The sequence below is a fragment of the Streptomyces sp. NPDC046303 genome, assembly GCF_055588085.1.
Genome location: NZ_JBVJFA010000002.1, coordinates 256,187 through 281,643, shown reverse-complemented (window position 1 = coordinate 281,643; position 25,457 = coordinate 256,187). Strand labels below are relative to the sequence as shown.

Sequence of the window (25,457 nt, the reverse complement as noted above, 5' to 3'; positions counted from 1 at the left end):
TCCATAGACTGGTGCCTTCCGCCCGAACGCCAGACCGAGGGACCCGGCACCTTCATGCTTTGCCACATACCGGCGGCCCGGCGCGGGCTCCTCCTCTGGCTCCTCCCGTTCCTGTGGACCCTGGCGTTCGGTCTGTGGGGGCTCTCCCGGCAGGACAGCGTGTGGCGGGACGAGGCGGCGACCTGGCAGGTGGCCGGGCGGCCGGCGGGCGAGATCTGGCACATGCTCGGCAACGTCGACGCCGTGCACGGGCTGTACTACCTGCTGATGCACGGCCTCTTCGAGGTCTTCGGGGCGAGCACGACGACCCTGCGGCTGCCGTCGGTGCTGGCGGTCGCCGCCGCCGCGGCGTGCGTGGCGCTGATCGGGCGGCGCCTGGCCGGGTTCTGGGCGGGGCTCGGCGGCGGACTGGCCCTCGGGCTGTTGCCGGCCGTGCAGTTCTACCTCCAGGAGGGCCGGCCGTACGCACTGGTCGCGGCCGGGGCGGGGCTGTCGACCCTGCTGCTGGTGTCGCTGCTGGAAACCGGGCCCCGGCGGCGGGCCTGGCCGCGCTGGGCGGGGTACGGGATCACCGTGCTGGTCTGCGCCCTGCTGAACTGGCTCTCGCTGCTGATCCTGCCCGCCCACGCCGTGACGCTGTGGTGGGTGCGGGCCGGGCGCGGGGTGTGGCTGCGCTGGGCGGCGTACGGTGCGGGAGCGGTGGCGGGGGCGCTGCCGCTGATCCTCTTCAGCCGGGGGCAGTCCGACCAGGTGTCGTGGATACCGCCGCTGACCTGGCACATGCTGATCGGGCCGGGCATCCTCCTGGCGGTGGGCGGCCTCTGCGCGGCGGCGGACCGGCCCGCCCGGGCGCGGCTGACGGCGGCGGCTGTCGGGCTTCCGCTGCTGGCGGTGCCCCAGCTGGGGCTGATCGGCGTCTCGGTGGTCCAGCCGCTGTTCCTGGACCGGTACGTGCTGTTCTCCCTGCTGGGTCTGGCGCTGCTGATCGGGGCCGCGCTGGGCGCCGCCGTACGGGCCTGCGCACCCCGCTTCCCGAGCGCCCGCCACCTGCTCGTGCCGGGTGTGGCGGGGGTCGCGGCGCTGGCCCTGCTGCCGGTGGAGCTGGGCAAGCGGGCTCCGGCGAGCCGGGTCGACGACGTGCTGGCGGTGGCCGGGGAGGTGGCACGGCTGAAGCGGGACGGGGACGCCGTGCTGTTCGTCCCCGCCGCGCGCCGGGACACCGCACTGGTCTCCCCCGGCGCCTTCACGGGCCTGGCCGACATCGCCCTGGCGAACACCCCCACGGCCTCGGGCACCCTCAAGGGCGAGGAGGCCGGTCCGGCCGCGATCTCCGCGGCGCTGCTCGGGCAGCGGCGGGTGCTGCTGGTGACGGACGCGGCGAAGGTCGCGAAGGCGCCGTCGGCGGAGCGTGACAAGGCCAAGGCCGCCGTCCTGCGGGAGCGGTTCACGGTGGTGGAGGACCGGCAGGTCCGGGGCCGCCGGGTGACCGTGTACGAGCGCCTCGGGTAGGGCCCGTCAGGGGGGTGGCCCGCCCCGCGGACGCGTCCTTCACGACGTGCCCTTCACAGGGGGCGCACCGGATGCACAGCGGATTCATACGGAATCTCGGGCTCCGGACACAGGTTCGCCGGGCAGGGTCGAAGCATGATCCACCGCATGCTCCCCCAGCCCCGTGCAGTCGGCCGTGCCCGTGCCCGGCGGGCGTCCCGGATCCTGGCGGCGCTGGCCGCGATGGCCGCGCTGATCAGCGTGGACGTACCCGACGCGGCGGCCGGGCAGCCGCTCGGCAGCACCGTGCCGGCCGCGGCCGGCGCCACGGCGGACCGGGTGGGGGCGCTCTTCGCGGGCGGGCTCGACGGCGGGCACTTCTGTACCGCCGCCGTGGTGCGGAGCGAGGACCGCGATGTGATCGTCACCGCCGCGCACTGCCTGGAGGACCCGGACACCACCGTGTTCGCGCCGGGCTACCGGGACGGCGAGGCCCCGTACGGCACATGGCAGCTGACGGGCGTGTACATGGCCCCGGGCTGGACGGACGGCGAGGACCCGGACGACGACATCGCCTTCGCGACGGTGGCCCCGGTGGACGCGGGCTCGTCCGAGCGGGTCGAGGACCTGGTCGGCGGCTTCCCCGTCGCCGCGCGGCAGCCGGCCGGCGCCACGGTGACCGTCGTCGGGTACCCGAGCAGCGAGGAGACCCCGCTGCGCTGCGCCAACACCACCGCCCTGTTCTCGCCGACCCAGCGCCGCATCGAGTGCCCCGGCCTCAGCGGCGGCACCAGCGGCAGCCCCTGGCTGGTGGACGGCGCCCTGGCCGGGGTCCTCGGCGGCCACGAGGGCGGCGGCACCGTGCCGGAGATCTCGTACAGCGCGCTGATGGGCGACCGGGCGGTGGAGCTCTACCGCGAGGCCTCGGCCGCGGGCTGACCCGGCCCGGCCCGCCCGGCCCGCCCGGCCCGCCCGACCCGCCCGGCCCGCACCACCTGCCGGACCCGCCGGCCCGCTACTCCGCGACCGCGGCTTCTTCCGGGACCGCGGCCGGGGCCTCGAACCAGGTCGGCTCGTCGCGCAGGGCGCGGTGGATGCGGTCCAGGGCGAAGTGCTCCAGCGGCGGCAGGTCGTCCACCTCGAACCAGGCCACCTCCAGCGACTCGCTGTCGTTCGCGCGCGCCTCCCCGCCGGTCGCCCGGCAGCGGAAGGTGATGTCCTGGAACTGGCAGACGTCGCCGTTGGGGTAGGTGATGGGCGCGAGCATCTGGACGAGGACCACCCGCTCGGGCACGCACCGCACCGCGGTCTCCTCGTACACCTCGCGCACGGCGGTCTCGGCGGGCTGCTCCCCCGGTTCGGCGATTCCGCCGACCACGGACCAGCGGCCGGTGTCGGAGCGCCGGCCGAGCAGCACCCGGCCCCGGTCGTCGACGACGATGGCCGTGACGCCGGGCAGCAGGAGCAGCCGGTGCCCGGCGGTGGCGCGGATCTCGCGGATGTAATCGGGTGTGGTCATCCCCCGACCCTACGACCCCGCCCGGTGCGCTACGCCACGGCCCGGCGGGCGCGGATCCGGCGGGTCAGGGTCCAGCCGAAGCCGGCGGCGGCGAGCGCGAGCAGTGCGTACTCGGGCAGCGGTCCGAGCCGGGTCGCGGGGGTTTCGGTGGAGCGCAGCGGGATCTCGGTGACCAGTGCGTCCGCGGTGAACATCTCCGTCCGGCGCACGATGTCCCCGTCGGGGCGGATCACCGCGCTCACCCCGCTGGTGACCGGTACGAGGACGGTCCGGCTGTGCTCGACGGCGCGGATCCGGTCCATGGCGAGCTGCTGGTAGGTCATCTGGCTGCGGCCGAAGGTGGCGTTGTTGCTGGGTACGGCGATCACCTGGGCGCCGTCCCGGACGGTGGAGCGCACGGCGTCGTCGAAGGCGGCCTCGAAGCAGGTGACCATGCCGACGCCGCTTCCGGCCATGTCGAACACGCCGGGGTCCTTGCCGGGGCCGAAGTCGCGCCGCACCCGGTCCACGTCGGCGCTGAAGAGCCGGACGACGGAGCGCATCGGGATGCGCTCGCCGAAGGGCTGGATCTTGCGCTTGTCGTAGGTGGCGGTGGGGCCGCTCACCGGGTCCCAGAGGATCATCGTGTTGCGCAGCGGACCGGTCTCGGGGGCCACGACGGCGCCGATGGCCACGGGCACGCCGATCGCCTTGACGGCCTTGTCGATGACGCGGTAGGCGTCGGGCTGGGAGTACGGGTCGAGGTCGGAGGAGTTCTCCGGCCAGACCACGAAGTCGGGCTTCGGGACCCGGCCCGCCTTGACGTCCTCGGCGAGCTGTTCGGTGCGCTGGGCGTGGTTGTCCAGGACCTGGCGGCGCTGGGCGTTGAAGTCGAGGCCCAGGCGCGGCACGTTGCCCTGGATCACGGCGGCCACGACGGTGCCGTCCTCGGCGGCGTCGGAGACCAGCGGTCGGGCGGCGAGGCCCGCGCCGATGGGGGCGGCGACGGTCAGGGCGGCCAGCGCGGCGGCGGCCCGGCGCGGATGCTCCAGGGCGGTGCGCAGGGCTTCGTACAGACCGCATCCGCAGAGGGCGACGGCGAAGGAGAGCAGCGGGGTGCCGCCGAGCGCGGCGAGCGGGGTGAAGACGCCGTCGGCCTGGCCGAAGGCGAGCTTGCCCCAGGGGAATCCGCCGAACGGGAGCCGGGCGCGCAGTGCCTCGCCCGCGACCCAGACGGCGGCGGCGAACAGCGGCCAGGCCGGGAGCCGGCTCACGAGGGCGATGCCGAGCCCGGTGAGGCCGATGAAGACGGCTTCGAGGGTGGCCAGCGCCAGCCACGGTACGGGGCCGACCTCCTCGCCGGTCCAGACGAGCAGCGGCAGCAGGTAGCCGAGGCCGGCGAGGAACCCGAGTCCGAAGCCGGCCCGTGCCCGGCGGCCGTGCAGGCAGCCGGCGAGCACCGCGAGGGCGAGGGGGGCCAGCCACCACAGGGGGCGGGGCGGGAAACTGAGGTAGAGCAGCACTCCGGCGAGGGCGGCGAGAAGGGCCCGCACCAGTCCGGCGCCCTTCCGCTTCGCGGCGGCCGGGTGTGCGCCGGGCCGTTCGGCGGGGGACCCCGCGGGCTCCGTGGCGGCTGCCGCCTTGGCTGCGAGGGAGGGGTCCGCGGGCTCGTTCCCGGCCGCGCGGGTGACACTGCTGCTCATCTGGCGGAGTGTACGTCGTGCGCGTCCGGATCAGCGGGCGAGGGCCCGCAGGTGGGCGCGGATGACCCGGACGGCGTTCTCGGCGTCGTCGACGGTGACCGTGAAGAGCTTCCCGTCGTCGAGCCTCAGTTTCACTCCCTCGCCGCGGCGGACGATGACCGCCGTGCCCTTCTCGGGGCGCCAGCGGTAGCCCCAGCCGCCCCAGTGCTGCGGGGTGATCCGCGGGACGAACTCGGCGGACACCACGTCCGCCAGGCGGATCTTGCGGCGCGGCAGCCCGATGTGCCCGCAGCGGACCTCGAAGGCCTCGGAGTCGACGGTGACGGCCACGTACACGAAGGCGAGGGTGCCGTAGAGGATGAGCAGACCGGCGGCGAGGCAGCCGACCACGGACATGACCAGCGGGACGATGCCGTTGGTCCAGGAGTTGTCGACGGCGAGCTGGATACCGAGCGCCAGACAGGCCGCACCGGCCGCTGCGAGAACCCACTGCGCGCGGTTGGAGGCCCGGCCCGTCCAGAGCGGACCCGGGGGGTGACCGGTCATGAGTAGCAGCGTACTCACGTTCCGCATGCCTGCCACCGCCTCTCGCCCGGTCGGTGTACCGCGCGACTGCCCGCGCTTGACCTGAACCAAACTTGAGGTCCTACGGTCCCCCGCATGATCACACGACGGGCAGGGCAGAGCGGGACCGTTCCCGAGCGCTACCGCACCGCGGTGGTGCCGCACGTCATGGTCGCCGACGCGGCCGCCGCGATCACCTTCTACGCGCGGGCGTTCGGCGCGGCCGAGGAGTTCCGGATCGATCACCCCCGGGACCTCGGTGGCGCTGCACGTGTTCGTCCCGGACGTGGACGCGCTCGCGCGGACCGCGGCCGCGGCGGGCGCGGAGCTGGTACAGGAGCCGGCGGACCAGTTCCACGGTGACCGGACCGCCATCCTGCGCGATCCGTTCGGGCACCTGTGGGTGTTCCTGACGCGCGTGGAGGAGGTGTCCGGGGAGGAGCTGGTGCGGCGCCTGGCCGAGAGGGCCTAGCCGGGGAGGAGGCCGACCAGGGCGTCGCGCAGGCCCGGGCGGCCTCCGGTCATGAAGCGGTGCAGGGTCCGGGAGGCGAACGCGACGCGCTGGGCGCTGCGGCGGCGCTCGGTGTCGTACGCGCGCAGCGCGGCGGGGAGGCCGCCCGGTCCGGCGGCGGCGACGGACCGGGTGAGGGCCTCCGCGTCGAGCAGGGCGGTGCAGGCGCCCTGCCCGAGGTGGGGGGTCATGGCGTGGGCGGCGTCGCCGACGAGGGCCACCCGGCCGGCCGCGACGAAGGCGGGCAGCGCCGGATGGAGATGGCGCATCTCGTACCGGATCCAGGTCGCGGGGTCGGTCTCCGCGAGGATCCGCGGGATGGGGTCGTGCCAGCCCGCGAAGGCGTCCCGCAGCGCGTCGGCGGGGGTGGTCTCGGGGAAGGCCGCACCGGGGACGGCGGCGTACCAGTTGGTGCGGCCGGGCGCGACGGGGGTCATCCCGAAGAAGCGGCCCGCGCCCCAGGTCTCGCCGTACACCCCGGTCTCGAATCCGGCGATGCCGATCCAGGCGGCGGAGCCGATCGTGCGGGGGGCGCTGGTCCGGCCGAAGTACGCCGTGCGGACCGCGCTGTTGATGCCGTCGGCGCCGACGACGAGTGCGGCGTCGAGGCCGGCCGGGTCGGTGAGGCGCTGCCCGTAGACGATCTCCGTACCGCCGGTCCGGTCGAGCGCCGCGAGCAGGGCGTCGATCAGGCGCGGCCGGGATATGAGCAGTTCGGGCCGGCCCGCCTTGCGTTCGATCCGTTCGAGCGGGAGCGCGGCCAGCACCGTGCCGTCGGGGCGCCGGATCCGGGCGTCGCGGTAGGGGACGGCGTGCTCGCGCAGCACGTCACCGAGGCCGAGCCGTTCGAGCGCGGTCTGGGCGGTGGGGTGGATGCCGAAGGCGGTTCCGTAGCGTTCGAGCGCGGTCCGGCCTTCCAGTACGGTCACGGCCCAGCCCGCACGCCGCAGGCCGATGGCGGTGGCGAGCCCGCCGACACCCGCCCCCACCACGACGGCCTTCTTCTCGCTGCGCATGGCCCGACTCCTCACGCCTTGTTGCCGCCCGGACCCCGACCACCACGGCCGTGGTACTACACCTGTGGTACCACGGATGTGGTTATGCTGACAAGGTGAACCAGGACCGGAGGGACCGGCTGCGGGACGCGGCCATCGCCGTACTGGCGGACGCGGGAGGGCGCGGGCTGACGCACCGGGCCGTCGACGCGGCCGCCGCCGTGCCGACGGGCACGGCCAAGAACTACTTCCCGACCCGCGACGCGCTCCTGCGGGCGGTGGCCGAGCGCTGCCTGGAGCAGTACCGGGCGCTTGCCGCCGCCCTGGTAGGGGCCGGGCCCGGACCGGCCGACGCGCGGGAACTGGCGGCGCTGCTCGCGGGGCTGCTGCGGGACGTGGCCGGACCGGGCCGGTCCCGGATGCTGGCCTACCTGGAGCTCCAGACCGAGGCGGCGCGCCGCCCCTGGCTGGCCGGGCTGCTGGATCCCGTCGGCGCCTCGGACTTCGCGGCGTACACGCGGCTGCTGCGCGCCGCCGGGCTGCCGGCCGGACCGGAGCACGTCCGCGCACTCACCCTCGCCCTGCACGGCGCCCTCCCGCACCTGCTGGCCGGCGCCCCGGACACCCTGGCGGCGGCCGGGCTGGACGATCTCGACGCGTTCACGCGCGGCCTGCTGGCCACCGTCTGCCCCGAGGAGACACGGTGATCAGCCGCCTCGAGCGCGCCGTGGGCGCCGTACTGGGCTCGGCGGCGGGGGACGCGCTGGGCGCGCCGTACGAGTTCGGCCCGCCGGGACAACTCACCGCGCGGGGCGAGGAGATGCGCGGTGGCGGCGGCTGGGACCCGGGCGAGGCGACCGACGACACGCAGATGGCGGTCCTGGTCGGCGAATCCCTGCTGGAGCACGGCGGCCTGGAACTCCCGGACGTCTTCCGCCGGTTCCAGCGCTGGGCGGCGGGGCAGCCCAAGGACATCGGGCTCCAGACCGAGGACGTGCTGACCAACGGCGGGTCCTGGGATCTGGCCGCGGCCCTGCACTTCCAGGTCAACGCCCGTGCGGCGGGCAACGGTTCGCTGATGCGGGCGGCCGGCTCGGCCGTGTACTTCGCGGGCGCCGGGCGCGACGGGACCATGGACGCCGCCCGGCGGCTCGCGGCGCTGACGCACGGCGACCGGGCCGCCTGGGAAGGCACGGCGGTCCTGCACGAGCTGGTCCGGGTGGCCCTGGAGGGCGCCGACCCGCTGGCCGCCCTGCCCGCGACGCTCGGCGCGGTCCATCCCGACCACCGCGAGCGCTACGCGGTGGTACTGGACCCCGCGTGGCACCCGGGCCTGGCCACGGAGTTCAACGGGGCGGTCTGGCCCTGCCTGGGCTCTGCCGTATGGGCGCTGCGTACGACGACCGGCTTCGCACAGGCGGTACGGGCCGCCGTGGACCTGGGCGGCGACACCGACACGGTGGCCGCGGTGACGGGCGCCCTGGCCGGTGCCGTATACGGGGAACAGGCCGTCCCCGCCCACTGGATCACGGCCCTGCACGTGCCGCTGCCCGGCTACGGAGACCGCGTCCTGTACGCGGCCGACCTGCGCGCCCTGGCCCGCGACCTCGCGGGGGCGGGGCCGGCGTAGGACGGCGGGACGGGGCCCGGCGCGGGCCGGCAAGGGGACTGGGACCGGGCCGGGACCGGGCCTGGCTCAGCCGACGACGGCGTCCCGGCCTGCCAGCAGGCGGCCTTCCGCATACCGGAGGGCGGCGGCCGGGAGCGCGCCGAGGCGGCCGCTGCGCAGGACGGTCAGACCGCCGGTGGCGGGCAGACCGGGCTCGGGCAGGGCGCCGATGCGGCGCAGCGCCTGGACGGCGACGGCCTCGGCGGATCCGTGGTAGACCAGCTCGGCGCCTTGCGTCCGCTCGGCCAGCGCGGCCCGGATGGCGGTCTCGACGAGCTCGTAGTGCGTGCAGCCGAGCACCACGTCGGTGACGTCGGGCGGGGTCAGCGCGGCGGCCGCGGCGACGGCGGCCGCCACTGCGTCGTCGTCGGCGGCCTCGACGGCGTCGGCCAGACCGGGGCACGGCACCTCGGTGACCCGGGCCCCGGCGGCGAACTCGCCGATCAGCCCGCGCTGGTACGGGCTGCCGGTGGTGGCGGGGGTGGCCCAGATGGCCACGCGCCCGCCGGCAGCCGCCGCGGGCTTGATCGCGGGCACGGTGCCGATGACCGGGATCCCGGGCTCCAGTGCCGCGCGCAGGGTCGGCAGGCTGTGCACGGAGGCGGTGTTGCAGGCCACGATCAGTGCGTCGGGCCGGTGCGCGGCGGCGGCCCGGGCGACGTCGAGCGCCCGTCCGGTGAGGTCGGCGGGCGTCCGCGGACCCCACGGCATGCCGTCGGGGTCGGAGGACAGGACCAGCTCCGCGTCCGGCCGCAGCCGCCACACCGCCGCGGCCGCCGCGAGCAGGCCGATTCCGGAGTCCATGAGCGCGATCTTCACCCGCTCACCTTAGTCGAAGCCCCCGCCGACCCCACTCCGCCGACCCGACCCCACACCGCCCACACCCGACACCGGCCACCTCCGACACGGCCCGCCCCGCCCCACGCCGCCACCCCGACACGGCCCGCCCCGCCCACGTCCGCCCACATCCACCCAGGTCGACCCACTCGCGCCCGGGTCCGACACGGGTCCGCCCGCCCCCGCCCAGGCCCGACCCGGCTCCGCCCACGCCCGCCACGTCCACCCGGACCCGCCCGACCCCGCCCAGGTCTGCCCGCGCCCGCCACGTCCACCCAGACGCCCCACTCCGCCCAGGTCCGACCCGGCTCCGCCCGGACCCGCCCGACCCCGCCCAGTCTGCCCGCGCCCGCCACGTCCACCCAGACGCCCCACTCCGCCCAGGTCCGACCCGGCTCCGCCCACGCCCGCCACGTCCACCCAGACCCGCCCGACCCCGCCCAGGTCCGACCCGGCTCCGCCCACGCCCGCCGACCCCCGCCCAACTCAGCCCAACTCCACCCAAGTCCGACCAGTTCTGCCGACCCCGCCCAGGGTCCTCCAGGTCCCCGACCCCGCACAGGCCCGCCGACCCTCACCCAGGTCCGCCCGGCCCGTCCGGTCCCGCCCCGCGGGCACCGCCGACCCGGCCCGCTGGAGCGACACCCGCCCGCGTCCCGCGCACAACCAGGCCCGCGCAGCGGACCCGCACACCCGAGCCCCGCGCAGCGGACCCGCACCAACCACCCCCGCCACGCGGAGCGAGACGCGCGACACGCCCCGCAGGGCCCGGCACACTGCCGCCATGGGCACCCTCACCGCCGCCGTCGCGGCCTGCGCCTCCCTCGCCGCCTGGCTCTGGCTCACCCTCGCGCAGGGCATGTTCTGGCGCACCGACGTCCGCCTCCCGCCGCGCACCGCTCCCGCCCGCTGGCCTTCCGTCGCCGTGGTCGTCCCGGCCCGGGACGAGGCGGAGGTGCTGCCCCGCAGCCTGCCCTCGCTGCTCGCCCAGGACTATCCCGGCGAGGCCGAGGTGATCCTGGTCGACGACGGCAGCACGGACGGGACCGGCGCCCTCGCCCAGCGCCTCGCCCTCGCGCACCCCGGGCTCCCGCTCACCGTCACCTCCCCCGGCGACCCCGCTCCCGGCTGGACCGGCAAGCTCTGGGCCCTGCGGCACGGCATCGCGCTCGCCCGCACCGCGCACGCCACCGAGCCCGACTACCTCCTCCTCACCGACGCCGACATCGCGCACGAGCCCGACAGCCTGCGCGAACTGGTCTGCGCCGCCACCTCCGCCGACCTGGACCTCGTCTCCCAGATGGCCCGGCTGCGCGTCGTCGGCGTGTGGGAGCGCCTCGTCGTACCCGCCTTCGTGTACTTCTTCGCCCAGCTCTACCCCTTCCGCCGGATCAACCGCCCCGGCGCCCGCACCGCGGCGGCCGCCGGCGGCTGCGTCCTGCTGCGCACCGGGGCCGCCGTACGGGCGGGCGTGCCCGACGTCATCCGCCAGGCCGTCATCGACGACGTGTCCCTCGCCCGCGCCGTGCAGCGCTCCGGCGGGCGGATCTGGCTCGGCCTGGCGGAGCGGGTCGACAGCGTGCGCCCGTACCCGGCGCTCGGGGACCTGTGGCGGATGGTCTCGCGCAGTGCCTACGCGCAGCTGCGCCATCAGCCGCTCCTCCTCGCCGGGACGGTCGCGGGGCTGGTGCTCGTCTACCTCGTGCCGCCGACCGCCCTGCTGTCCGGTCTGACGTCCGGGCACGCCGTCACCGCGTGGGCCGGCGGCCTGGCCTGGCTGCTGATGGCGGGCACCTACCTGCCGATGCTGCGCTACTACCGGCAGCCCGCGGCGCTCGCTCCGCTCCTTCCGCTCACGGCCCTGCTGTACCTGCTGATGACCGTCGATTCGGCCGTGCAGCACTACCGGGGCCGCGGCGCGGCATGGAAGGGCCGAACCTATGCCCGCCCCAGCGACGCCTGAAACGGCGAACTGCTGCCCGAATCAACGTCATCCGAGGTCACCGGCTTGTGACGCTGCGTCAGCACCAAGTCGGTGCACTGCACAACCGGTGGGTACGAGTGTGAACAAGGTGGGGTGGAAGTGGCGAATCGTGCACGTGAACGTCAAGTGAAACGTGGGGTCCTGACCTGCGAATATGCAGGTCAGGGCGGTGTTGACGGCACCTCGCTATGGACCCGGTGAAGCCGTGGGCTTAACTTAGGTCCCATGACCTCCCCCCGCTCCACTTATGGCGGCGGTTACTACTCCGCGCCCTCCTTCCCGGACACCCCCATCTACGACTCCCTCGTCGCCGAACGCGGCACTCCGCAGATCGCCCCGATCCGCGTCCCGGCCGCCTACGAGTCCCCGAGCGCCGGGTATTCGAGCGGTGGTTACCTGCCGGCCCTCGCCTCCTCCCTGCCCGCGCTGCCCCCGGCCATGCCGCAGCAGCCGGCTCCCGCCTACGGCTACCCCTACCAGCAGCAGGGCGCACCGCAGCCGATGCCGCTGCAGCACGCGCCCGCGCCCTACATCCCGCAGCAGCAACAGGTCGCCCGCGGCGCATACGTGCCGCAGCCCCAGCCGCAGCAGCCCCGTCCCGTCGCCGCGGCCACCGGGTACGAGGCCATGCGCCCGGCCGCGCCGCGCCCGGTGCCGACTCCCGCGTACGAGGACCCGTACGGCCGTCCGTACCAGGGGCGCGGCTACTGACGGAGGCGGGGCCGGCCGCTGGGGCGGTGCCGGGGGCAGCTGGCAGGATGCTCCCATGTCGAATTTGCGTGTCCAGTCGCTTCACGTCCACCCCGTCAAATCGGTAGCGGGGACCGCTCCCGACGAGGTGGCCGTGGAGCCCTGGGGCTTGTCCGGGGACCGGCGGTGGGCGCTGGTCGACGCCGGGGGCACGGTCATCACGCAACGCGAGCGGCCGCGGCTGGCCTTGGCGGCGGCCCGTCCGGTGGCCGGGGGCGGGATCGCGGTGTCGGCGCCCGGCATGCCGGAGCTGCTCGTGGAGGTGCCCGGACCGGGGCCGTTGGAGCCGGTCGTGCTGTTCGGGAAGAAGGTGGAGACCGTGGTCGCGGCGGGCGCCGCGGCCGACTGGTTCAGTGCGTACCTCGGGGTGCCGGCGCGGCTGGTGCACCTGGACGATCCGGCCGTACGGCGGCCCGTGGACCCGGATTACGCACTGCCGGGCGAGACGGTGAGCCTGGCCGACGCGTACCCCCTGCTGATCACGACCCTGGCTTCGCTGGACGCGCTCAACGCGCTGATCGCGCAGGGGGACCATGCGGCGGAGGGGCCGCTGCCGATGAACCGTTTCCGCCCCAATGTGGTGGTGGCGGGGGCCGAGGCGTGGGCGGAGGACGGCTGGCGGCGCATCGCGATCGGCGACGCCGAGTTCCGCGGGGTCCGGGAGTGCGGGCGCTGCGTCATCACCACCACCGACCAGCGGACGGCGGAGCGCGGAAAAGAGCCGCTGAGGACCCTGGCCGCGCACCGGCGGATCGGCAAGTCCCTGGCCTTCGGGCGGCAGCTGGTGCCGGTGCGGCTGGGCACGGTACGCGTCGGCGACGAGGTCCGCGTTCTTGAATGACCCGTCTGGAATGACACCTTCGAGGGGCTCCGCCCCTCGACTGGAACCACCGGTGCGACCACACCGTTGGATCAGTCAGGACAGGACGGATGGCTGGCGTACGTTGGGGGAGCCGGACCGTGTGGACAGCAATGGGAGTGTGGCGCTGGCGGCGCAATCCGCTGCGCCGGCAGACCGATCTCTTCGAGGCGTGGGTGGCGTTCGCGGCGCTGGTGTGCGTGCTGCTGGTGGCTCCGGCCGTCGGCTGCGTCGCGGGCATACAGGTGGGCGGCACGTTGCAGCAGGCCGCCCTCGAGCAGCGGCAGGAGCGGCATCTCGTCCCGGCGGTGGTGGTCCGGCCGGCCGCCGGGTCGGCCGCGGACGCGTCCGCCGAGCCCTCCGCCCAGCGGACGGCGCCGCACCGCACCCAGGTCGTGGCCGCGTGGACCGCGCCCGACGGCAGCAGCCACCAGGGCACGGTGCCGGCCGCCGAGGAACCGCCGCGCCCCGGCGAGCAGTTCCGGATATGGACCGATGCGCGCGGGCGGCTGGTCGGGCAGCCGCTCGACCCGTCCTCGGCCGCCCTCCACGCCGCTCTGGCGGGCCTGGCCGCCGCGCTCGCTGCGGCCGCGCTGGCCGAGACGGTCCGCCGGCTGGTCGTGCGCAGGCTCGTCCACCAGCGGTACATGCTGCTGGACCGTGCGTGGGCGGCGGCGGGGCCCGACTGGGGCCGGGCGGGCGCGGGCAGTTGACCGGGCGCCGCGGGCGGCAGGGCCGGCCGGGTCGCGGTGCGCCCGTGCGGTGCACCGCACGGCAGAGACCGGCCCGTACGGTCGGTGCGTACGCGGTCCGGCGACGCGGCGAGGGGGTGTACCGGCACCCCGCGACCCGGTGGGCCTTTCCGGTCCCGGCACTGGCAACTCAGGTGGCCCGCGCGCGCTACGGTGGACCGGCCAGACCAGACCGGCCGCATCGGCGGCCCGGCGAGTACGAGGGTGGGGGCACGACAGCACCATGGCTCAGGGCACGGTCCAGGTGACGCACGGAGGGGCCTCGCGCTGGCGGCGCCGCTCCGGTGAGTATCCGACGCTGGCCGCGGCCCTGGCCGTCGCGGGCGACGGAGACGTGCTGTCCATCTCCCCCGGCACCTACCGGGAGAACCTGGTGCTGGACCACGCCGTGACCCTGCGCGGGCCCGAGGGCGGGCTGGGGTCGGTGCGGATCGCCCCGCCCGACGGGGTCGCGCTGACCGTGCGCGCCTCGGCCGTGGTGCAGGACCTGCATCTGGAGGGCCAGGACGGGGCCGCTCCCGCGCTGCTCGTGGAGGAGGGCGCCCCCGAACTGACCGACCTGCGGGTCAGCACGCGGTCGGCGGCCGGCATCGAGGTCCGCGGCAGCGGAGCCCGGCCCCTGGTGCGGCGCTGCACCGTGGAGAATCCGGGCGGGGTCGGCATCGCCGTACTGGACGGCGGCGGCGGGGTGTTCGAGGAGTGCGAGGTCGTGGCCGCCGGCCAGACCGGGATCTCGGTGCGCGGCGGCGGCCGCCCGCGCCTGGAGCGCTGCCGGATCCACCACGCCACGGGCGCGGGCATCGGAGTCACCGGCGAGGGCTCGGGCCTGGAGGCGCTGGGCTGCGAGGTGTACGAGATCAAGGGCAGCGGTGTGCAGGTCGCGTCCCGCGCCACCGCCCGGCTCACGGACTGCTCGGTGCACCGCACCTCCGCCGACGGCGTCACCCTCGACACCGACGCGGTCCTCACGCTGGCCGGCTGCGACATCCACGACATCCCCGAGAACGCGGTCGACCTGAGGTCCCGTTCGGTGCTCACCCTCAGCCGCACGACGGTGCGCCGCTTCGGCCGCAACGGACTGTCGGTGTGGGACCCGGGGACCCGGGTCGACGCCGAGTCCTGCGAGATCCACGACAGCACGGGCGACTATCCGGCGGTGTGGATCAGTGACGGGGCCACCGTCTCCCTCGACTCCTGCCGGGTCCACGACGTGCCGGACGCGCTGTTCGTGCTGGACCGCGGTTCGCGCGTCGACGTGGTCGACAGCGATCTCTCCCAAGTGCGCAACACCGCGGTGTCGGTGAGCGACGGGGCCACCGCGCAGCTCGACGACTGCCGGATCCGGGAGGCGGCCACGGGGGCGTGGTTCCGCGACCACGGCAGCGGCGGCACCCTCGCCAACTGCACCATCGACGCCGTGCAGACCGGGGTGATCGTCACCAAGGGCGCCGATCCCACCGTGGAGCGGTGCACGGTCACCTCCCCCGCCGAGTCCGGTTTCTACGTGTCGGCGGGCGGCCGCGGCACCTTCACCGCCTGCCGGGTGACGAACAGTGCCGGTTTCGGGTTCCATGTCCTCGACGGCTGCCGCACGACGCTCGCCGCCTGCCACACCGAGCGCTGTGCCCGCGGCGGGTACGAGTTCCCGGAGGACGGGCCGGTCGCCGAGGACTGCACGGGCGACGGGTCCGGCATCCGGCCGGCGGCCCGGGCGGCCGCGGCCGGTGCGGTCGCCGGGGCGCGGGCGGAGGCCCGTACGGCCGGGGCGGCGCAGAGCCCCGTACCGCAGGCGGCCGAGGTTCCCGTGGCGCGCTCGGCGGACGCACGCGACGGCCGGGACGGCGGCGGCCCGTCAGTGGCGGCCCGCGCCTCCGGCGAGGTGCTGGGGCAGCTCGACGCGCTGGTCGGCCTGGACAGCGTCAAGCGCGAGGTGCGTGCGCTCACCGACATGATCGAGGTGGGCCGGCGGCGGCAGCAGGCGGGCCTCAAGGCGGCTTCGGTGCGCCGGCACCTCGTCTTCACCGGCTCCCCCGGCACGGGCAAGACCACGGTCGCCCGGCTGTACGGGGAGATCCTCGCCTCCCTCGGGGTCCTGGAGCGCGGGCACCTGGTGGAGGTGTCCCGGGTGGACCTGGTCGGCGAGCACATCGGGTCCACGGCGATCCGTACGCAGGAGGCCTTCGAACGGGCACGCGGCGGGGTCCTGTTCATCGACGAGGCGTACGCGCTGGCGCCGGAGGACTCGGGCCGGGACTTCGGGCGCGAGGCGATCGACACCCTGGTGAAGCTGATGGAGGACCACCGGGACGCGGTGGTGGTGATCGTCGCCGGGTACACGGCGGAGATGGACCGCTTCCTGACCGTGAACCCGGGGGTGGCCTCGCGGTTCTCCCGGACCATCACCTTCGGCGACTACGGGCCCGAGGAGCTGCTGCGGATCGTGGAGCAGCAGGCGGAGGAGCACGAGTACCGGCTCGGGGAGGGCACCGGCGAGGCGCTGCTGGGGTACTTCACGGAGCTGCCCAAGGGGCCGGCCTTCGGCAACGGGCGCACCGCGCGCCAGACCTTCGAGTCGATGGTGGAGCGGCACGCGGGGCGGGTGGCCCAGCTGTCGGAGCCGAGTACGGACGAGCTCACCCTGCTGTTCCCGGCGGATCTGCCGCCCCGGCCGGCCCCGCTGCCCCAGTCGGCCCAGCCGGCTCAATCGGCACAGTCGGCACAGTCGGCGTCTTGTTGAGCCGCTGACCCGGAACTGCCCCGCCCGCCTCGCCGGTGTTGCGTCCCGCCGGACCGGGGTGGCGCGGCGCCCGGGGAGGTGCCGCCGGGTCCAGGAGCGCGAGCAGGGCGTCGCGTTCGGCGGCGAAGGCGGGGTCGGCCTGGTAGTCGGAGTGGCCCAGGATCGGGGCGGGCAGCGGGTGGCGGGCGCTGCGGCCGTAGGCGACCGGATCGGCGAGCGGGCCGCGGTCCACGTCCTGCGGGGTGCCGGGGAGCACCGGGCCGCCGATCGGGTCGGTGGCCCGCCACAGGTTGCGCCAGCAGTCGACCTCGTCGTGCAGCGCGCTGAGCGGGCCGGGTCCGAAGTAGGCCGGGAACCAGCGGCCGTAGAGACGGCCGAGCGGGGACCCGTAGGTGAGCAGGGCGACCCGGCGGCGGACGGCCGGCGGCAGCTGCCAGACGGCCGCCGCGGCGAGCACGCTGCCCTGGGAGTGGCCGGAGATGACCAGGCGGCCGCCGGTGCGGCCGGTCCAGCCGGTCATCCGCCAGGTCAGGTCGGGCACGGCCCGCTCGGCGTAGCAGGGCGGTGCGAACGGGTGGGCGGCGCGCGGCCAGAAGGTGCCGACGTCCCACAGGATGCCGATGGTGCGGCGGGCCGCGGCATCCCGGTAGGCACGCCGGCCCCACGTGACGAAGAGGACGAAGCCGAACCCGATCAGCCAGGACCCGGTGTCCTGGGCGGCCCGGGCGGCGGTCTCCAGGAACGGGCCGCTCCCCCGGGCGGCCTCACCCGGGACCTGCCCGCCGCTCCAGGCTCCGGCGAGCGCCCCCGCGCCGAGCAGCAGGGTGATCCCGGAGACGGCCGCCACGAACCACGGCGCGGAGTCGGTGAGCGCGGCGGCGGCCCGGGCTCCCGCGATCCGGCGGCTCCGGGACCGGTCCGGCGCCTCCCCCGGGTACTCGGCGGCGACCGACCCGGCGAGCCTGCGCCTGGCCCGGGCTCCGCGCACCGCGAACCAGGCGGCGAGCACGGCCAGTACGAGGAGCAGCGGCGGCAGCACGGCGGCCTGCCAGGACAGCAGCACGGGCGGTCCGGGCAGCGGCGCCCCGGCCATGCCGGGGGTGGCGTCCCCGTCCAGCCAGTCGGCGACGCGCTGGGCGACCCCGCCGGACATCACCCCGCCGAGCGCGCAGCCCAGCATGGCGATGGCGGGACCGCCCAGGCCGTGCAGGGCGGCGGCCGGATCGGGGGCGCGGCGGTGCAGGCGGGCGGCGACCACGGCGAGGCCGAGCACGCACAGGCCCTGGCCCAGCATGAGCACCCCGAAGGCGAAGTCCCCGGGCAGGCGCCCGGCGGAGGTCCAGCCGGGGCGCGACCAGCAGGCGTACAGGAGGACGGCGGCGAGGAGCGCGACGGCGGCGCCGGGCAGCAGGGTGACCGCGGCCCGGTCGAGCCGGTGGTCCGGCCGGGCCTCGGTGCGGCCGCGCCGGCCCACCACCCAGGCCACGGTGAGCCCGCCGGCGACGAGCAGCGCCTCCAGCACCCAGCCCAGGGCTTCGAGTACGGGGGCCCCTGCGGCCCGGTCCTGGCGGGCGGTGGGCGCGGCGACGGCCGCGGCCACGGTGAGCAGCCCGGCGGCGGTGTGGGCGGCGCGCAGCCGGGCCACGATCCGTCGCCCGTACCAGAATCCGGGGCGGCCGAGCGCGGGCGCCGTGTCCGAGGCCGTGTCCGGGTCGGGGGCGCCGGCGGGCGGCGGCTGGGACTCGTAGGCGCTCCACGTGCGGTTCGACAGGAACCAGAGCAGCCCCGTCAGCGCGGCGGGGACCAGCGCGCCGAGGGCGAGCCGTCGCCCCGGCTGGGCCCACCAGCCGCCGTCGGCGAGGAATCCAAGCCAGGAGCGGTCGGCGGTGCAGGTGCCGGATCCCGCGCACTGCCAGGCGAACAGGTCGAGCGCGACCTCGCAGGCGGCCGCGATCAGCAGCACGGTCAGGCTGAGCGCGAGGATCCGTACGAGCACCCCGTACGTGCGCACCGCGCGGGGCGCAGGATCGGCGGCGGGCGTGGCCGGCCGGGCCCAGTGGGCGAGGTTGACCACCATGAAGGGCAGGAGCAGCAGCCACAGGGCGCGGGCCCCGTTGCCGGAGGTGAGCCGGGACCAGCAGTAGGCCTCGGGGACGGGCCGCCCGGCGTACCGCTCGGGGTGGGCTTCGGCGTCGGCGTCCTCGGTGCGGCGGAAGACGGCCGCGGTGGAGTCACCGGTGACGCGCACGGTGCGCGGGTCGCCGAGCAGTTCGGCGGGGGAGGCGCCGGCGACGCCGTGGACGAGGAGTTCCAGGGCGAGGGGCGGGGTCGGGGCCGGGGTCGCGCCCGGGGTCGCGCCCGGGGCCGGGGTCGGGGCCGGGGTCGGGGTCGGGTCGGGGTTCGGCGTCGGGTCCGGGTCGGTTGGTGTGGGGGTCTCCGGGGTCTCCGGCACAGCTGGGCTCCGCTCGCGGGGCGGGATCGGCTCGGTTCCAGCATCCCGCGCTGCGGGGGCCCGTGGCCAGGGCCCGCGCCGCCCGGCAGTGCACATGCCTCTCGGGAGCGGACATCTGACGGACAGCCAGCTAGGGTGACGCGCGCACCTGACCGCTCGACGACACGGGAGGTACCGCCATGGCTCGCCGACTCCGCCCGGTGGGGCTGGACTTCATCGAGGACGCGCCGGTCCGGCTGGCCTTCACCGCCGGGGCCGCGGCGCCGCCGGAGGCGGTGTACCGGGCGCTGGCCGAGGACGTCGTGGGCTGGCCGCGCTGGTTCCGCGCGGTCACGCTGGCCCGTCCCACGCACGGAGGTGCGGGCCGGGAGATACGGCTGGTGGGCGGGGTGCGCTTCCAGGAGACCGTCATGGCGGCGGATCCGGAGCAGCGGTACGCGTACCGGGTGGACGAGACCAACGCCCCCGGCGTACGGGCCCTGTTGGAGGAGTGGCGGCTGACGCCCGCCGGTTCGGGCACGCACGTCCGGTGGACCTTCGCGGCGGACGGCCCGGCGGCCTTCCGACTGGCCCTGACGGCCGCCCGCCCGGGCCTGGGCCACTCCTTCCGCACGGCCGTCCGCGGCCTGGACGGCCTGCTCGGCGCCCGGCGCGCGGCCGGCCAGTAGAGGCCGGTCGGCCCGTCGGCCCACCACCGGCCTCGGGCCGCCAGACTCCCCCGGCCGCCAGCCGCCCGCCGGCCGCGCCCGCGACCCCCGCGCGCGCGGGGTCAGGACGACGGCTCGCGCCAGACCCCCGTCGTCAGCAGGGTGTCGAGGGTCTTCGCGTACGGGGCGATGTCGAGGCCCTGCTCCGCCAGCCACGCGTCGGAGTAGTACTTGTCCAGGTAGCGGTCGCCCGGATCGCAGAGCAGGGTGACGACGCTGCCCTTGCGGCCGTCGGCCACCATCTCCGAGACGATCTTCAGGGCGCTCCACAGGCCGGTGCCGGTGGAACCGCCCGCCTTGCGCCCTATCGCCGTCTCCAGCGCCCGGCAGGCGGCGACGCTCGCCGCGTCCGGGACCTTCATCATGCGGTCGATGGCGCCCGGCACGAAGCTCGGCTCCATGCGCGGCCGTCCGATGCCCTCGATGCGCGAGCCGCAATCGCTGCTCGCGTGCGGGTCGTTGCCGGTCCAGCCTTCGAAGAAACAGGAGTTCTCCGGGTCCGGGACGCACAGGCGGGTGTCGTGCTGCATGTAGTGCACGTAGCGCGCGATGGTCGCGGAGGTGCCGCCGGTGCCGGCCGTGGCGACGATCCAGGCGGGCTCGGGGTACCGCTCCAGGCGCAGCTGCTGGTACATCGATTCCGCGATGTTGTTGTTGCCCCGCCAGTCGGTGGCCCGCTCCGCGTACGTGAACTGGTCCATGTAGTGGCCGCCGGTGCGGGCGGCGAGGTCCGCCGACTCCTCGTACATCTTCATCGGGTCGTCGACGAAGTGGCATTCGCCGCCGTGGAATTCGATGAGGCGGCACTTCTCGGCGCTGGTGGTGCGCGGCATCACGGCGATGAACGGGACGCCGATCAGCTTGGCGAAATAGGCCTCGGAGACGGCGGTGGAGCCGGACGAGGCCTCGATGACCGGGCGGCCGGGGCGGACCCACCCGTTGCACAGGGCGTAGAGGAAGAGCGAGCGTGCCAGGCGGTGCTTGAGGGAGCCCGTCGGGTGCGTGGACTCGTCCTTGAGGTAGAGGTCGATGCCCCAGTCCTCGGGGAGGGGGAAGCGCAGCAGGTGGGTGTCCGCGGAGCGGTTGGCGTCGGCCTGGACCTTGCGGACGGCTTCTTTCAGCCAGGCGCGGTAGTGCGCGTCGCTGCGGTCGACGTCGAGGGTCGTGGCCGTCGCGGCCACCGTCCCCGGGGTGCCGCTGGTGCCCGTTGTTCCGCTGGTGCCGGTGGTGCTCATGCGCCGTGCTCCTTCGTGCGTGTAATCGCCCCCTGCCTTTCGCAATGTACCTCCCTCACCTGCACAAACAGTCACTTTGGGTTTCCATGCGGATCGCTTTCGATCGCGTTCGGTTGCACTAGACGGCACTGTGGGTGACCCTGGTGGAGCATTACCGAGGGTGCAGCACCCGTAACACTCATGTCGGGGAGTCGCAGCCGTGATCAGTCATTCCCGCAGGCACTGCGTCGTCGAACTGCAGGCGTTGCCGTCGCGTATAGGCCAGATACGCCGCATCGTTTCCGCCCAGTTGCGTCACTGGCAGCTCGATCCGCTCATCGACCGGGCCGCGCTCGGCGTGACGGAACTGCTCAGCAACGTGCACCGCCACGCACAGCCGGACAAGACCTGCACCGTCGAGATCGAATTCCGTCTCGGGCGGCTCACGGTCTCGGTCATCGACAGCGACCCGCGGCTTCCGGTGCTCCGGGCCGCGACGACGGACGCGCTGGAGACCTGCGGACGCGGACTCGCGCTCGTGGAGGCGGTCAGCGAGGCGTGGGGCGCCCGCCACCAGACGGACGGGCCGGGCAAGGTCGTCTGGTTCTCCCTCACCGCGGCCCCCGCCCCGGTGGCTGCGCCGCATCCGGTACGGATCAAGACCAAGCCCGTACGAGAGCCCGCCCGGACCGCGCTCGTCGCCGTGGACCCGGCGGCCGTCTCGGCAGGCCTGTCGGTGGCGGCGTCGGTCGGCGTCAGGCCCGGGTAGCGCACGGCCGCCCCGCCCCGCCCGGGCCCGAGCCGACAGGCTCGCGGCGGCGCGGCGATGCGCGATGCGGCGGCGGGGCACCCGGACGCCGGGCCCGGGGGCTGCGCGTGGCTAGGCCGCGGCCCCCAGGGTGCCCAGCGGGTCGTCGAGCACCGGCTGCCACGCCAGCTCGGCCGCGCCGACCAGGCTGTTGTGGTCCAGGGTGCACGGCAGGATCGGCACGCTCCCGCTGCGCCCCCACAGGCTGCGGTCCGCGACCACCGCGCGCAGCCGCTCGGGATCGGCGTGGAGCAGCTCCCGGTGCAGCCCGCCCAGAATGATCCGGTCCGGGTTGAGGATGTTCACGAGCCCCGCGAGGCCGAGCCCGAGCCGGTCGATGAGCTCCTCGGCGGCCGCCCGTACCGCCGGCTCCGCGTACTCGGCCCGCAGCAGGTCCCGCGCCTGCTGGAGCAGCGACACCTCGGGGCCGGGGGTGCGGCCCGCCGCCGTGAGGAAGGCCAGCGGGTCCGCCTCGACGTCCAGACAGCCGCGGCTGCCGCAGTGGCAGGCCCGCCCCTCGGGGTTCACCGTGAGGTGGCCGACCTCCAGGGCCAGGCCGGAACTCCCGCTGTGCAGGCGGCCGTCCAGCACGAGCGCCCCGCCCACCCCGCGGTGCCCGGTGGCCACGCACAGCAGGTGCTGCGCGCTGCGGCCCGCGCCGTGCCGGTGCTCGGCCAGGGCGGCGAGGTTGACGTCGTTCCCGGTCAGCGCGGGGCCGTCGATCCCGGCGGCCTTGACGCACTCCGCGAAGACGGCCCGTACGGGAGAACCCGCAGGCCAGGCCAGGTGCAGCGGGTTGAGAGCCGTACCCTCCGGCTCCGCGACCGCCGACGGGACCGCCAGGCCCGCGCCGACGCAGCGGCGGCCGGTCTGCGCGAGCAGCGCCGCTCCGGCCTCCACCACCGCGCCGAGCACCTGCGCCGGGTCGGCGGAGACGGTGACCTTGCCGGGTGCGGTGGCCACGATCCGGCCGCCGAGGCCCACCAGCGCGGCCCGGAACCCGTCCGGGTGCACCTGCGCGGCCAGTGCCACGGGCCCGTTCTCGTCCACGGAGAGCCGGTGCGAGGGGCGGCCCTGGGTGCCGCCGGCGCCGCCGGGGCGCGAGTCGACCCGGATCAGCCCGAGCGCCTCCAGCTCGGCGGCGACCGCTCCGGCGGTCGCGCGGGTGACTCCGAGCTCGGCCGTCAGGACGGCGCGGGTCGGGGCGCGGCCGGTGTGGACGAGCTCCAGCGCCGGGCCGAGAGCGCCACGGCCCCGCTCCAGCTTGGTCCTCGCGGAAGCCGTGGACACCGTGGTCACATCCCCCACCCGCGGTGGGGCCCCGTCGCCGTTCATGCACCCGATCCTCGCATGATCGGAGGGTGCCGGACGCCTCCCGCTAGCCGAGCCCGCCGACCCGGAGCGTGATGTTCAGCCGGCCGGTGAGCCCGAGTCCTTGCGGGCCCGTACCCGGCAGGACCTTCGGCACCCCGTGATAGGCCAGTCGGCTCGATTCTCCGAAGACGAACAGGTCACCGCTGCGCAGCTGCACGTCCTGGTACGGCCGGCCGCGGGAGACGGTGTTCCCGAACCGGAAGACGCAGGAGTCGCCCAGGCTGAGGGAGACCACGGGCGCCCCGGACCGCTCCTCGGCGTCGCGGTGCATGCCCATGCGGGAGTCGCCCTCGTAGAAGTTGATCAGGGCGATGTCGTACACGACCTCCGGCCCCGGCGGCTTCCCGTACGCGGCGGCCACCGCCTCCCGCCCCAGTCCGGCGAGCCATCCGGGCATCGGTTTGACCGGGGCCCCGTCGCCGTCGACGGCGGTGCGGGCGTAGCCGTACGGGTACCAGTGCAGCCCCAGGCACACCTGCCGGGCGGTCATCGTCCCGCCGCCGGGGGTGTGGACCGTGCGCAGGCCCGCGGGCGGGCGGGCCCACGCGCGGCAGGCGGCCAGCAACTCCCGCTGCGCCGCGGCTCCGAGCCAGTCGGGCACGTGCACGGCGCCCGGTGCGATCACGGTCCGCTCGCGCGGGAAGAGTTCCCCGTCCATGTCTTGATTGTCGCGGGCCCGCTGACAGACTTCCCCCATGGAGATCACCGATTTCGTGAAGGCCCTCGAGCGGGAGGGCGAGCTGCTCGCCGAGCTGGCGGAGCAGGCCGGTCCGGACACCCTCGTGCCCACCTGTCCGGGGTGGCGCGTCGCCGATCTGCTCCGGCACACCGGCTCCGTGCACCGCTGGGCGGCCGCTTTCGTCGGGGAGGGGCGGCTGGAGCCGGTGCCGTTCCCGGACCCGCCGGAGCTGACCGGCGGGGAGCTGCTGGCCTGGTTCCGCGAGGGTCACGCGGACCTGGTCCGCACGCTGGCCGAGGCACCGGCCGACGTGCAGTGCTGGACGTTCCTGCCGACGGCCGCGCCCTCGCCGCTGGCGTTCTGGGCGCGGCGGCAGGCCCATGAGACGGCCGTGCACCGGATGGACGCGGAGGCGGCGCTCGGTGTCGTGTTCTCGCCGCCGGCGCCGGAGTTCGCCGAGGACGGGGTGGACGAGCTGCTGACCGGCTTCCACGCGCGGCCACGCAGCCGGGTGCGGACCCCGGAGCCCCGGGTGCTGCGCGTCAGGGCGGCGGACACGGGTGCGGTGTGGACCGTACACCTGTCTCCGGAGCCGGCCCGTACGGTCCTGGGTGCCACGGACGATCCGGTCGACTGCGAGCTGCAGGGCGAGGCGGCCTGGCTGTACGCGGCCCTGTGGAACCGGCTTCCGCTGGCGGGGCCGGGGGTGACCGGCGACCTGGCGCTGGCGCGGCTGTGGAGCGAGACGGCCGGAATCTGAGGGCGGGGCATCGGGGGCGGCGGGGCCCTGGGCACGGCACCCTGCCGTGCCGTGCCGTCCTCCTAGCCGAGGGTTGCGGCGAGCTCGGTCTGGCTGCGGAACTCCCATTGCGGGGCGGTGTTCCAGGGGTTGGGCATGATCGCGCTGGTCGCGTAGGCGTAGCCCGCGCCGCGGTCGAAGGCGGTGCGCAGGGTCGTGCGCATCGCGTCGGCGTCCGGGACCTCGTGGACCAGGTGCCAGAACGCCGTGCCGGCCGGGTCGAGTTCGGTGCCGGCGCGGTAGCCGTTCAGGGGGTCGAAGACGTTGCCGCCGAGCCAGCCGCCGCCGGTGTAGGCGGCGTAGGTGTCCTCGTATGTGACGAACACGTCCGCGGTGCGGCGCCCCGGCTCCAGGTAGCAGTCGGCGATGGCCGTGCCCGGGTTGTTGACGACGAGGCCGGAGGCGGCGGGGTCGACGGCGTGCAGGGCGTCTTCGACGTAGCGGCGCAGTTCCGCGTAGTGGTCGCGGGTGGCGTTGCCGGGGCCGCAGTCGCGGCTGACGACGTCGAAGAAGATGCCGTCGACGTGGAGGCGGCCGTCCGGTGCGTTCAGGTAGTTGTCGACGGAGGCCTTGACGGCGGCGGAGTCGCGGTTGCCGTGGTCGGTGTGGACGTAGCCGAGCACCTTGGTCTTCTCGCCGGTGGCGGTGGTACCGCCGCGCAGGACGTCGGCGCGGGCCCGCCAGGCGGCGTCGAACGGGGCGTCGCCGTTGCCGGGGTTGAGGACCACCACGGAGGCGGCCGGTCCGGTCGCGGTGAGGCCGGCCAGCACGGGGTCGTTCGCCCAGACGTAGGCCGGGACTCCGATCTCGAGCCCCCGGACGCCGGGCATCCGCGGGGCGGGGGGCGCGGTGGGGCTCGGGGCGGGTGGGAGCGGGGGCACACGGTCCGCTGGCGACGGGTCCGGGGAGGTGGGGTCCGGGGAGGTGGGGTCCGGGGAGGTGGGGTCCGGGGAGGCAGGGCCGGCGGGCGCCGGGTCCGCGCCGCGCGCCGAGGCCGGCAGCGTGGGGGCGGGCGACGGCGCGGCGAGTAACGCGGTGACCAGGACGGCGTACAGGGCCTTGACGGCGCGGCGCATG

At 75.5% G+C, this 25,457-nt stretch carries 23 protein-coding genes; 13 read left to right on the top strand and 10 right to left on the bottom strand.

Translation table 11 applies throughout. The annotated features are described in order from the left end of the window. Positions 1-54 precede the first annotated feature (54 nt). Both ACZ6I1_RS03030 and ACZ6I1_RS03025 read left to right on the top strand, forming a co-directional pair. Complete coding sequence (locus ACZ6I1_RS03030) at positions 55-1,509, top strand: glycosyltransferase family 39 protein (protein WP_469282431.1); 1,455 nt, start codon at positions 55-57, stop codon at positions 1,507-1,509. Between the two features lie 135 nt (positions 1,510-1,644). Then, positions 1,645-2,427, top strand: coding sequence for a trypsin-like serine peptidase (locus tag ACZ6I1_RS03025; protein WP_469282429.1), 783 nt, complete (start codon positions 1,645-1,647; stop codon positions 2,425-2,427). 76 nt (positions 2,428-2,503) lie between these two features. Here ACZ6I1_RS03025 and ACZ6I1_RS03020 read toward each other — a convergent pair whose 3' ends face one another. Genes ACZ6I1_RS03020 through ACZ6I1_RS03010 form a run of 3 tightly spaced genes read right to left on the bottom strand, consistent with a single transcriptional unit; the run spans position 2,504 to position 5,235 of the window. Beyond that, on the bottom strand, positions 2,504-3,007 hold the full coding sequence (locus ACZ6I1_RS03020) for an NUDIX hydrolase (RefSeq protein ID WP_469282427.1): 504 nt from the start codon (positions 3,005-3,007) through the stop codon (positions 2,504-2,506). 29 nt (positions 3,008-3,036) lie between these two features. Continuing rightward, the gene (gene lnt, locus ACZ6I1_RS03015; RefSeq protein WP_469282425.1) at positions 3,037-4,689 is read right to left on the bottom strand and encodes an apolipoprotein N-acyltransferase; all 1,653 of its coding nucleotides are present in this window, start codon (positions 4,687-4,689) and stop codon (positions 3,037-3,039) included. A 30-nt stretch (positions 4,690-4,719) separates the two neighbouring features. Further along, entirely contained in the window at positions 4,720-5,235 is a 516-nt protein-coding gene (locus ACZ6I1_RS03010; protein ID WP_469282423.1) for a hypothetical protein, read from the bottom strand. Positions 5,236-5,512: 277 nt separating this feature from the next. Between ACZ6I1_RS03010 and ACZ6I1_RS03005 the strand changes: the two genes are divergently transcribed. Beyond that, complete coding sequence (locus tag ACZ6I1_RS03005; protein ID WP_469282421.1) at positions 5,513-5,725, top strand: VOC family protein; 213 nt, start codon at positions 5,513-5,515, stop codon at positions 5,723-5,725. Here ACZ6I1_RS03005 and ACZ6I1_RS03000 read toward each other — a convergent pair. Then, on the bottom strand, positions 5,722-6,780 hold the full coding sequence (locus ACZ6I1_RS03000) for an FAD-dependent oxidoreductase (RefSeq protein ID WP_469282419.1): 1,059 nt from the start codon (positions 6,778-6,780) through the stop codon (positions 5,722-5,724). The genes ACZ6I1_RS03005 and ACZ6I1_RS03000 overlap by 4 nt on opposite strands. A 95-nt stretch (positions 6,781-6,875) precedes the next feature. On the opposite strand from ACZ6I1_RS03000, the gene ACZ6I1_RS02995 reads away from it, so the two are divergent. Continuing rightward, positions 6,876-7,466 (top strand): TetR/AcrR family transcriptional regulator, encoded by a 591-nt coding sequence (locus ACZ6I1_RS02995; protein ID WP_469282416.1) that lies wholly within the window; start codon positions 6,876-6,878, stop codon positions 7,464-7,466. Then, complete coding sequence (locus ACZ6I1_RS02990; RefSeq protein ID WP_469282619.1) at positions 7,466-8,389, top strand: ADP-ribosylglycohydrolase family protein; 924 nt, start codon at positions 7,466-7,468, stop codon at positions 8,387-8,389. The genes ACZ6I1_RS02995 and ACZ6I1_RS02990 overlap by 1 nt, the downstream gene beginning before the upstream one ends. A 66-nt stretch (positions 8,390-8,455) precedes the next feature. Here ACZ6I1_RS02990 and ACZ6I1_RS02985 read toward each other — a convergent pair whose 3' ends face one another. Beyond that, positions 8,456-9,247, bottom strand: coding sequence for a glutamate racemase (locus tag ACZ6I1_RS02985; RefSeq protein WP_469282414.1), 792 nt, complete (start codon positions 9,245-9,247; stop codon positions 8,456-8,458). 802 nt (positions 9,248-10,049) lie between these two features. Here ACZ6I1_RS02985 and ACZ6I1_RS02980 point away from each other — a divergent pair. The 5 genes from ACZ6I1_RS02980 to ACZ6I1_RS02960 all read left to right on the top strand — a co-directional run bounded on the left by ACZ6I1_RS02980 (position 10,050) and on the right by ACZ6I1_RS02960 (position 16,347). Further along, positions 10,050-11,228, top strand: coding sequence for a glycosyltransferase (locus ACZ6I1_RS02980; protein ID WP_469282412.1), 1,179 nt, complete (start codon positions 10,050-10,052; stop codon positions 11,226-11,228). 246 nt (positions 11,229-11,474) lie between these two features. Beyond that, a complete protein-coding gene (locus ACZ6I1_RS02975; protein WP_469282410.1) occupies positions 11,475-11,960 on the top strand; it encodes a DUF6643 family protein in 486 nt (161 codons plus the stop codon). A gap of 55 nt (positions 11,961-12,015) precedes the next feature. Further along, positions 12,016-12,840: an MOSC domain-containing protein gene (locus ACZ6I1_RS02970; protein WP_469282408.1), complete on the top strand. Its 825-nt coding sequence runs from the start codon at positions 12,016-12,018 to the stop codon at positions 12,838-12,840. A 119-nt stretch (positions 12,841-12,959) separates the two neighbouring features. Next, positions 12,960-13,571, top strand: a complete 612-nt coding sequence (locus tag ACZ6I1_RS02965; protein WP_469282406.1) for an Rv1733c family protein — start codon at positions 12,960-12,962, stop codon at positions 13,569-13,571. A gap of 262 nt (positions 13,572-13,833) precedes the next feature. Further along, positions 13,834-16,347: a right-handed parallel beta-helix repeat-containing protein gene (locus ACZ6I1_RS02960; protein WP_469282404.1), complete on the top strand. Its 2,514-nt coding sequence runs from the start codon at positions 13,834-13,836 to the stop codon at positions 16,345-16,347. Here the strand turns inward: ACZ6I1_RS02960 and ACZ6I1_RS02955 are convergent. After that, on the bottom strand, positions 16,244-18,799 hold the full coding sequence (locus ACZ6I1_RS02955; protein WP_469282402.1) for a hypothetical protein: 2,556 nt from the start codon (positions 18,797-18,799) through the stop codon (positions 16,244-16,246). The genes ACZ6I1_RS02960 and ACZ6I1_RS02955 overlap by 104 nt on opposite strands. 179 nt (positions 18,800-18,978) lie before the next feature. Here ACZ6I1_RS02955 and ACZ6I1_RS02950 point away from each other — a divergent pair, with 179 nt between their 5' ends. After that, the gene (locus tag ACZ6I1_RS02950) at positions 18,979-19,467 is read left to right on the top strand and encodes an SRPBCC family protein (RefSeq protein WP_469282400.1); all 489 of its coding nucleotides are present in this window, start codon (positions 18,979-18,981) and stop codon (positions 19,465-19,467) included. Between the two features lie 101 nt (positions 19,468-19,568). Here the strand turns inward: ACZ6I1_RS02950 and ACZ6I1_RS02945 are convergent, their stop codons facing one another. Beyond that, positions 19,569-20,741 (bottom strand): PLP-dependent cysteine synthase family protein, encoded by a 1,173-nt coding sequence (locus ACZ6I1_RS02945; protein ID WP_469282398.1) that lies wholly within the window; start codon positions 20,739-20,741, stop codon positions 19,569-19,571. A 199-nt stretch (positions 20,742-20,940) separates the two neighbouring features. On the opposite strand from ACZ6I1_RS02945, the gene ACZ6I1_RS02940 reads away from it, so the two are divergent. Further along, entirely contained in the window at positions 20,941-21,489 is a 549-nt protein-coding gene (locus tag ACZ6I1_RS02940; RefSeq protein ID WP_469282396.1) for an ATP-binding protein, read from the top strand. A 111-nt stretch (positions 21,490-21,600) separates the two neighbouring features. Here the strand turns inward: ACZ6I1_RS02940 and ACZ6I1_RS02935 are convergent, their stop codons facing one another. Together ACZ6I1_RS02935 and ACZ6I1_RS02930 are read right to left on the bottom strand one after the other, a co-directional pair. Continuing rightward, a complete protein-coding gene (locus ACZ6I1_RS02935) occupies positions 21,601-22,863 on the bottom strand; it encodes an ROK family protein (protein WP_469282395.1) in 1,263 nt (420 codons plus the stop codon). A gap of 43 nt (positions 22,864-22,906) precedes the next feature. After that, a complete protein-coding gene (locus ACZ6I1_RS02930) occupies positions 22,907-23,560 on the bottom strand; it encodes an alpha-ketoglutarate-dependent dioxygenase AlkB family protein (RefSeq protein WP_469282392.1) in 654 nt (217 codons plus the stop codon). 37 nt (positions 23,561-23,597) lie between these two features. Here ACZ6I1_RS02930 and ACZ6I1_RS02925 point away from each other — a divergent pair, with 37 nt between their 5' ends. Continuing rightward, positions 23,598-24,341 (top strand): maleylpyruvate isomerase family mycothiol-dependent enzyme, encoded by a 744-nt coding sequence (locus ACZ6I1_RS02925; protein ID WP_469282390.1) that lies wholly within the window; start codon positions 23,598-23,600, stop codon positions 24,339-24,341. Between the two features lie 62 nt (positions 24,342-24,403). Here the strand turns inward: ACZ6I1_RS02925 and ACZ6I1_RS02920 are convergent, their stop codons facing one another. Continuing rightward, positions 24,404-25,456, bottom strand: a complete 1,053-nt coding sequence (locus ACZ6I1_RS02920) for a spherulation-specific family 4 protein (RefSeq protein WP_469282388.1) — start codon at positions 25,454-25,456, stop codon at positions 24,404-24,406. Position 25,457 lies beyond the last annotated feature (1 nt).

What these genes read in the sequence shown, in the direction of transcription:
- ACZ6I1_RS02980 (WP_469282412.1), top strand. Translation starts at nt 10,050, where the DNA reads ATGGGCACCCTCACCGCCGCCGTCGCGGCCTGCGCCTCCCTCGCCGCC.
- ACZ6I1_RS02950 (WP_469282400.1), top strand. Translation starts at nt 18,979, where the DNA reads ATGGCTCGCCGACTCCGCCCGGTGGGGCTGGACTTCATCGAGGACGCG.
- ACZ6I1_RS03030 (WP_469282431.1), top strand. Translation starts at nt 55, where the DNA reads ATGCTTTGCCACATACCGGCGGCCCGGCGCGGGCTCCTCCTCTGGCTC.
- ACZ6I1_RS02935 (WP_469282395.1), bottom strand. Translation starts at nt 22,863, where the DNA reads ATGAACGGCGACGGGGCCCCACCGCGGGTGGGGGATGTGACCACGGTG.
- ACZ6I1_RS02975 (WP_469282410.1), top strand. Translation starts at nt 11,475, where the DNA reads ATGACCTCCCCCCGCTCCACTTATGGCGGCGGTTACTACTCCGCGCCC.
- ACZ6I1_RS02920 (WP_469282388.1), bottom strand. Translation starts at nt 25,456, where the DNA reads ATGCGCCGCGCCGTCAAGGCCCTGTACGCCGTCCTGGTCACCGCGTTA.
- ACZ6I1_RS03020 (WP_469282427.1), bottom strand. Translation starts at nt 3,007, where the DNA reads ATGACCACACCCGATTACATCCGCGAGATCCGCGCCACCGCCGGGCAC.
- ACZ6I1_RS02970 (WP_469282408.1), top strand. Translation starts at nt 12,016, where the DNA reads ATGTCGAATTTGCGTGTCCAGTCGCTTCACGTCCACCCCGTCAAATCG.
- ACZ6I1_RS02945 (WP_469282398.1), bottom strand. Translation starts at nt 20,741, where the DNA reads ATGAGCACCACCGGCACCAGCGGAACAACGGGCACCAGCGGCACCCCG.
- ACZ6I1_RS02960 (WP_469282404.1), top strand. Translation starts at nt 13,834, where the DNA reads ATGGCTCAGGGCACGGTCCAGGTGACGCACGGAGGGGCCTCGCGCTGG.
- ACZ6I1_RS02925 (WP_469282390.1), top strand. Translation starts at nt 23,598, where the DNA reads ATGGAGATCACCGATTTCGTGAAGGCCCTCGAGCGGGAGGGCGAGCTG.
- ACZ6I1_RS02930 (WP_469282392.1), bottom strand. Translation starts at nt 23,560, where the DNA reads ATGGACGGGGAACTCTTCCCGCGCGAGCGGACCGTGATCGCACCGGGC.
- ACZ6I1_RS03010 (WP_469282423.1), bottom strand. Translation starts at nt 5,235, where the DNA reads ATGACCGGTCACCCCCCGGGTCCGCTCTGGACGGGCCGGGCCTCCAAC.
- ACZ6I1_RS03025 (WP_469282429.1), top strand. Translation starts at nt 1,645, where the DNA reads ATGATCCACCGCATGCTCCCCCAGCCCCGTGCAGTCGGCCGTGCCCGT.
- lnt (WP_469282425.1), bottom strand. Translation starts at nt 4,689, where the DNA reads ATGAGCAGCAGTGTCACCCGCGCGGCCGGGAACGAGCCCGCGGACCCC.
- ACZ6I1_RS03000 (WP_469282419.1), bottom strand. Translation starts at nt 6,780, where the DNA reads ATGCGCAGCGAGAAGAAGGCCGTCGTGGTGGGGGCGGGTGTCGGCGGG.